The following is a 7,363-nucleotide window of genomic DNA, read 5'->3' as shown; positions in this document are numbered from 1 at the left end:
TGAGCTCTCGTCCGGACGAGAACATCGACCACTTCCAGCGCGGCGACGGCGACCCGGTCGTCGCGGAGATCGACAAGATGCACGGCACCCCGGAGGAGAACCCGAAGTTCTGGAGGGAAGCCTCCCCGATCACCTATGTCGACCGGGTGACCGAACCGCTGCTGATCCACCACGGCACGGCCGACGAGAGCTGCCCCATCGTCTGGTCGGAGCGGACCACCGCCGCGTTCGAGAAGGCGGGCAAGGACGTCGAGCTGGTGAAGTACAAGGGCGAGCACCACACGTTCGCCCCGCAGTGGCCGGCCTCGATGGACACGACGATGGACTTCTTCGAGAAGCATCTGCGCTGACCCATCGCCGTCGGCTGTCCGCACTCACCGGATGCCGAGCGACCGCTCGCACCTTCCTCTACCGTTTCTCGTACGATCCCTCCCGAATCGGGAGCGGTTGGTATGCCAAGCGACGGACCTAGACGGAAAGGCCGTGTCATGAAGTTCGCAGTGATCGGCGGTACCGGACTGATCGGTTCGCAGGTCGTCACGGAACTGAACGAAGCCGGGCACGACGCGGTGCCCCACTCCCAGTCCACCGGAGTCGACGTCATCACGGGCAAGGGCCTGGAACAGGCCGTGGAGGGCGCCGAGACCGTCATCAACCTGACGAACTCCCCGACCTTCGACGAGGCCTCCCCGGCGTTCTTCCAGACCTCGATGGACAACCTCCTCGGGGCCGCCCAGAAGGGTGGCGTCCAGCACTTCGTCATCCTCTCGATCGTCGGCGTGGACCAGGTGCCCGAGCTGGACTACTACCGGGCCAAGGCCCTCCAGGAGGACGTGCTCAGGGCCGGGCCGGTCCCCTACTCGATCGTCCGGGCCACCCAGTTCATGGAGTTCGTCGACGCGGTCCTGTCCTGGACCACCGACGGCGACACAGTCCGGCTGCCCAGCACACCGATCCAGCCGATCGCGGCCAAGGACGTCGCCGCCGCGGTCGCCGAGGTCGCCGTGGGCACCCCGTTGCGGGGCATCCGCAATGTGGCGGGCCCCGACGTCTACCGGCTCGACGAGCTCGGCAGGATCACGCTGGACGCCCACCCGGACGGCCGCACGGTCACGACCGACGACAGCGCGGGCATGTTCGCGGCCGTCCGCGGTGCCGTCCTCATCGCCCCGAAGGACGCCCACATCGCGCCCACCCGCTACACCGACTGGCTCTCCTGAACCCATCGGGCGGCCCCGACCGCAGGAATGCCCACGATTGCCCGGCGAGCCTGCGGTCACCGCCGGATGAACACTATGAACGCAAATGATCAAGCCATGGGTTTTCGGCCTGCCTCTCCTTAGCATCGGCCCCGCTGCGCAATGGTGCGCCGATGAGGAGAGGGAGTACGCCCATGGACCGGCCGAGACTCGGAACGTCGGGTATCCGTGACATCCGCAATGGGGCCAGCGGACTTCGACGCCGCCGTGCCGCGATGGCCGCGGGCCTTGCGGGAATTCTCGTCGGCACACTCGCCGGACCGACGTCGGCCGTCACCTCCGCCTCTCCGACCGCGGGCGGACCGGCTTCCGTGGAGTGCCCAACCACTCTGACCGGAAAGGCCACTTGTTACACGGGGCAGGAGTCCAACGGCGCCTATTACGCGATCGCCGTCCCGAAGAACTGGAACGGCTCGCTCGTGATGCACGCGCACGGAGGTCCCGATCTCGGCGCGGACTCCGACCCGGACCGCAGCATCGGCGATCTGGAACGCTGGTCGGTGATGGTCGACGAAGGCTATGCGTGGTCCGGCTCGTCGTATCGCCGCGGTGGTTACGGGACGCGGATGGCCGCCGCCGACACGGAGAATCTGCGCCGCCTGTTCGTCGAGGAGTTCGACAAGCCGAGGCGGACCTATGTGCACGGCCAGTCCTGGGGCGGAAACGTCGCCGCGAAGGTCGTGGAGACATACGGCGCGAAGAAGCACGGCCCCTACGACGGCGCCCTGCTCACCAACGGCGTGCTCGGCGGCGGCTCGCGAGGCTACGACTACCGCGTGGACCTGCGGGTGGTCTACCAGTACTACTGCCAGAACCATCCTCGTCCCACCGAACCCCAGTACCCGCTGTGGGAGGGGCTGCGCGCGACCTCGACCATGACGAGCGCGGGGCTGCGCGCCCGCCTGGAGGAATGCACGGGATTCGGCTCCCCCGCCGAGGAGCGGACCGCTCTGCAGCAGCGCAACCTGGACGACATCCTCGCGGTCACGGGTATTCCGGAGCGCACCCTGGAATCGCATCTGCGGTTCGCGACGTTCACCTTCCGCGATATCGTGCACACCCGGCTCGGCGGGCGAAATCCGTTCAGCAACAAGGGCGTTCGCTATTCCGGCTCCCACGACGACAAGGCGCTGAACGCGGGCGTCGAGCGGTTCTCCGCGGATCCGACCGCCGTTCGCGATCTGTCGTACGACAGCGATCTCACGGGCAAGGTCTCGATTCCCGTCCTCACGCTCCACGCCATCGACGATCCGACGGCGTTCATCGAGCACGAGGCGGCCTACCGCGACAGCCTTCGGGGCGCGCACCGGGACAAGACGCTCGTGCAGACCTTCACCCGGGAAAGCGAACACAGCGGGCTGAGCAATTCCGAGTACGCCAACTCGATCTCCGCTCTGAACACTTGGGTACGCACCGGAAAGAAGCCGACGGCTAAGTCGCTCGCGGCGTCCTGCGGAGCGTTCGACAAGAAGTACGGCACCGGCTGCTTCTACGACCCGGGTTTCTACCCCCGTTCGTACGCCACACGGGTCAATCCCCGCCCGGGCGGGCTGCGTTGGCCCGCCATGAGCGCCGCCCAGGAGAAGTCCTGGAGCCGGATCGACGGCGTGGGCATCGCCCCCTGAACGTGATGTGACCCCTCGGGCAACAGCTCCGCCTCCCGGCCGGCACGAATGGTGCCGGCCGGGAGGCGGAGCCGTAGGCGTGCGCTACGGCACGAGGCCGATCCCGTACGCGTAGGTCATGAGCGACGCGAGCGGGCCGCGAACACCGCACCGGCGCCCAGGGCGATCACCACGGCGGCGCCACCGGCGATCAGGCCGACCGGAGCGCCGGCGCCCGTCTCCGCCAGCGGCGGCGTGCTGTCACTGGACGACGGCTCAGGGGTGACGGGCGGCTTCGACGACAGCGGCGGCACGTCCGGCGTCGTGGGAGGCGTCGCGGAGGGCTTGGGGGTGGGCGGCGGAGTCGTCTCCTCCGCGGGCGGAGTGCTGCCCGCGGGAGTCGACGGGGTCGGCTCCGAAGGGGTCGGGGTCGGGCTGGGCGACTCCGGCGGGCTGTCGGCGCACTCCTTCTCGCCGCCGTTCCACGCCGCTATGAGGTGGTACGGAGTGTTGACGCCGTCGGGCTGGTAGGGAGCGGGGCCGTGCCCCTCGCCCGTCTTGCCGTCGTACGCGACATCGTCGCCGTACAGGTCGATCTGGCCGTAGCAGTCGGGCAGCTTCACGGCCAGCTTCTGCCAGGTCCGCTTCGCGTCGTCCTCACCGGCCACGTCCGCGGCGGTGAGGTAGACGGTGGCCTTGTCCACCATGGTCTGGCGACCGGAAGTGGCCCAGTTCGGCCCCTCGGTGGTGTATTCGGCGAGAGAGACGGGGTACTTGCAGCCGTCCGCGACCTTCTGGCCGGGGGCCAGCCGCACCTCGACGGGCCCGGGGACGGTGTCCCAGGAACGGAATCCGCCCTGCGAGGTCCAGTCCTCGCCCACGACACCTCCGTCGGCGCCGACGAGGCGGTACTGGACGGTGGCCGACTGGCAGGTCCCGCCGGGCGTGGCGTTTGCGACGCCCGCCCCGAACACGGGCACGGCGGCGACTGCGAGGAAAGCGGACGCTGCGAGGGCAGCCGGAATTCTGGGTTGTTGCGAACGCGACAAAATGAGCCTCTGTGGATCGAAATGTGTGGGAGGTGGCTGAGCGCATGTGACCGACGCGGGGGGACGCAACGAAGGCGTGCGCGACCGAGTCACTCGCGCCACTTCACTCGCTTGAGACACAGCGGAGTGGAGTGATCCGAATTCTTGTCACCTTTCACAACTCTCGTCAATCCTTCACGAGTTCACCATGTTTCGACTTGATCACGACTCGCGTTCCCAGGCCGGGAAGGGCGTGACGCGGAGGTGGATACCGAGGCGGGAGCGGGCTTCGGGGGCCCGCGAGACCAGACCGAAAGATGCGGCCCGGGAACCGAATGATGCGAGAGGTATTGACGCTCCCGGTGAGGCTCCTATCATCCAAGACGTCCAACTGGCCGGTCGATGTTCGACTGCACGAACAACGGCTTGGCCGCAGCGGTTCATGCGCCCGCCGCGCGAACCGGGCACGACAGCACCCATCCCGACCCCCCTCTGGGAGCCCGCATGCCCGCACTCGCACACGACTTACGCCCGTGCCAGCACCACAGCCAGCGCATCCAACACGCCCATCACACACATCGCGCCCGCCGCGCGGCCCTGGTCTTCCTGCTGGGCCTGGCCATGTCGCTGCTCGCCGCCCCCACTCGGTCGTACTCCGCTCCGCCTCCGAAGGAATCGGAGGCCGCGGCGCAACTTCCGAGCAGCTTCACGTGGTCCTCCAGCGGCCAGTTGATCTCCCCGAAGCCCGACGCGAGTCACCCCGTCGTCTCCGTCAAGGACCCGACGGTGGTCCAGGCGAACGGCAAGTGGCACGTCTTCATGACGACCGCGAACACGGCCGGATCCTGGAGCCTGGCCTACACGAGCTTCACCGACTGGTCGGGGGCTTCGGCGGCCCCGCTCACCTACCTGGACACCAACCCCAACATCGGCACCGGTTACCGGGCCGCCCCGCAGGTCTTCTACTTCGCGCCGAAGAACCTGTGGTACCTCGTCTACCAGACCGGCCCGCCCTCGTACTCCACGAGCACGAACCCGGGCAACCCGCAGAGCTGGTCGGCGCCCAGGACGTTCCAGAACGCCGCCCCGTCGGGCACGCTCGACTACTGGACCATCTGCGACAGCGCCATGTGCTACCTGTTCTCCGCGGACGACAACGGCCATGTGTACCGCTCCGAGACCAGCGTCGGCGAGTTCCCGGGCGGCTTCCGCAACACCCAACTCGTGCTCCAGGACTCCAAGTTCGCCCTGTTCGAGGGCGGCGCCGTCTACCGCGTACAGGGCACGAACACCTATCTGCTGCTCTGGGAGGCCTTCGCCGGCGACGGCAGGCGGTACTACCGCTCCTTCACGGCCCAGGGGCTCACCGGTCAGTGGCAGCCGCTGGCGGCCACCGAGGCGAACCCGTTCGCCCGTGCCACCAACGTGACGTTTCCCTCCGGCGCGTGGACCAAGGACATCAGCCACGGCGAACTCGTCCGCGCGGGCAACGACCAGACCATGACGATCAACCCCTGCCGCCTGCAGTTCCTCTACCAGGGCCTCAACCCCTCGGCCGGCGGCGACTACTCCCAACTCCCCTATCGCCTCGGCCTGTTGACCCAGACGAACAGCACCTGCTGATCCGCCGCAGCTCCTCGTCCCCCGTACAAGGAGAGCGTTCGACATGTCATGGCTCGAACAACCCCACAGTCGCCGGAAGGCACTGAGCACGGCGAGCGGCCTGGTCGTGGGAGCCGCTCTGCCCGGCACCGCTGCCGCGCAGACGGCGGCTCACACCGCGGCACCGAACTCCCCGGCCGCCGCGTCGTACACCAACCCCGTGCTCTGGCAGGACTTCGCGGACATCGACATCATCCGCGTCGGCAACGCCTACTACTACTCGGCCTCGACGATGCACTACTCGCCGGGGGCACCCATCCTCCGCTCGTACGACCTGGTCAACTGGGAATTCGCCGGCCACTCGGTGCCGGTGCTGGACTTCGGGTCCAAGTACGACCTGAACGGCGCGCGCGGTTACGTCAGGGGCATCTGGGCGTCATCACTCGCCTACCGCCCGAGCAACCGGACGTTCTACTGGCTCGGCCAGATCGACTTCGCCAGGACGTACATCTACACCGCGACCGCCGTCGAGGGCCCCTGGAGCAGACTCACCACGATCGGTACCGCGTACTACGACGCGGGGCTGCTCGTGGACACCGACGACACGCTGTACGTGGCGTACGGCAACACCACCATCAGCGTGGCCCAGCTCTCCGCGGACGGACGCACCCAGGTCCGCGCACAGCAGGTGTTCAGCACTCCGTCGAGTGTCGGCACCCTGGAGGGCTCGCGCTTCTACAGGATCAACGGGAACCACTACATCTTCCTGACCCGCCCGGCCAACGGCCAGTACATCCTCAAGTCGACGAGCGGTCCCTTCGGGCCCTACACGATGCGGCAGGTGCTCCTCGACCTGCGCGGACCGGTCGCCGGCGGCGGGGTCCCGCACCAGGGCGGTCTCGTCCAGACACCGGGCGGGGCCTGGTACTACCTGGCGTTCGTGGACGCGTACCCCGGCGGCCGGATCCCCGTCCTGGCGCCGGTCACGTGGACCTCGGACGGCTGGCCCGTCGTGCAGCTGGTCGACGGAGCCTGGGGTGCGTCGTATCCCGGCCCAGTCGTCCCGGCCCCGCGCCGGCAGGTATCCCCGATGACCGGCGTCGACACGTTCGACGGGATGGCCCTCAAGCCGAAGTGGGAGTGGAACCACAACCCGGACAACAGCCGATGGACCGTCGGCAACGGCCTGACTCTCAGGACCGCGACGGTCACCAACGACCTGTACTGGGCCCGGAACACGCTCACCCATCGCATCCAGGGACCCACGTCCACCGCGACGATCCAGCTCGACCACTCCGCGATGCGGGACGGCGACCGGGCGGGGCTCGCGCTGCTGCGTGACTCGTCCGCGTGGATCGGCGTCAGGCGGGACGGCGGTGCGACAAGGGTCGTCATGGTCAACGGGCTGACGATGGACAGCAGTTGGAACACTACCGGCACCGGTACGGAGGTGGCGAGCGCCGGAGTGTCCGGGACCCGCGTCTGGCTGCGGGCGAACGCCGACATCCGCCCCGGGGCAGCCCGGCCCGGGACCTTCTCCTACAGCACCGACGGCACCAACTTCGTCCGCCTGGGGCCCGCTTTCACCATGGGCAACAGCTGGCAGTTCTTCATGGGCCACCGGTTCGCCCTCTTCAACCACGCCACTCAGGCGCTCGGCGGTTCGGTCCGCGTCGAGCGCTTCGAGCTGTCCGTGCCCTGACGGGCGCCCACCCCGCCACCCGCATCCGCATCCGCATCCGACGACCGTACTGAGGAGAACCGTGAACCTTCTCAACCGGCTCAGCCGGCGCCGAGCCTCGGCATTGGGACTGCTGGCCGCCGCCGTCATGGTGGTGCCCGGTACCGCGACCGCCGCGCCCGAATCCCC

General features: G+C 68.4%; 6 protein-coding genes. 5 read left to right on the top strand and 1 reads right to left on the bottom strand.

Annotated features, from left to right (window positions below):
• The 3 genes from AOK17_RS44225 to AOK17_RS44215 form a co-directional block, all read left to right on the top strand.
• A partial coding sequence (locus AOK17_RS44225) for an alpha/beta hydrolase family protein (RefSeq protein ID WP_157881536.1) occupies nt 1–350 on the top strand: 350 nt, incomplete at its 5' end.
• 138 nt (nt 351–488) lie between these two features.
• A complete protein-coding gene (locus AOK17_RS44220) occupies nt 489–1,220 on the top strand; it encodes an SDR family oxidoreductase (RefSeq protein WP_055618302.1) in 732 nt (243 codons plus the stop codon).
• 254 nt (nt 1,221–1,474) lie between these two features.
• Nucleotides 1,475–2,884 (top strand): hypothetical protein, encoded by a 1,410-nt coding sequence (locus AOK17_RS44215; RefSeq protein ID WP_245697775.1) that lies wholly within the window; start codon nt 1,475–1,477, stop codon nt 2,882–2,884.
• Between the two features lie 116 nt (nt 2,885–3,000).
• Here the strand turns inward: AOK17_RS44215 and AOK17_RS44210 are convergent, their stop codons facing one another.
• Nucleotides 3,001–3,843 (bottom strand): hypothetical protein, encoded by an 843-nt coding sequence (locus AOK17_RS44210; RefSeq protein ID WP_245697773.1) that lies wholly within the window; start codon nt 3,841–3,843, stop codon nt 3,001–3,003.
• Nucleotides 3,844–4,395: 552 nt separating this feature from the next.
• On the opposite strand from AOK17_RS44210, the gene AOK17_RS44205 reads away from it, so the two are divergent.
• Together AOK17_RS44205 and AOK17_RS44200 are read left to right on the top strand one after the other, a co-directional pair.
• Nucleotides 4,396–5,514 (top strand): glycoside hydrolase family 62 protein, encoded by a 1,119-nt coding sequence (locus AOK17_RS44205; RefSeq protein WP_245697771.1) that lies wholly within the window; start codon nt 4,396–4,398, stop codon nt 5,512–5,514.
• 43 nt (nt 5,515–5,557) lie between these two features.
• A complete protein-coding gene (locus tag AOK17_RS44200; protein ID WP_055618300.1) occupies nt 5,558–7,195 on the top strand; it encodes a glycoside hydrolase family 43 protein in 1,638 nt (545 codons plus the stop codon).
• Nucleotides 7,196–7,363: the final 168 nt, after the last annotated feature.

This window comes from Streptomyces phaeochromogenes (assembly GCF_001418655.1).
GTDB classification, from domain to species: domain Bacteria; phylum Actinomycetota; class Actinomycetes; order Streptomycetales; family Streptomycetaceae; genus Streptomyces; species Streptomyces phaeochromogenes.
The sequence above is the reverse complement of the archived record's forward strand: the minus strand, read 5'-3'. Positions and strand labels throughout refer to the sequence as shown.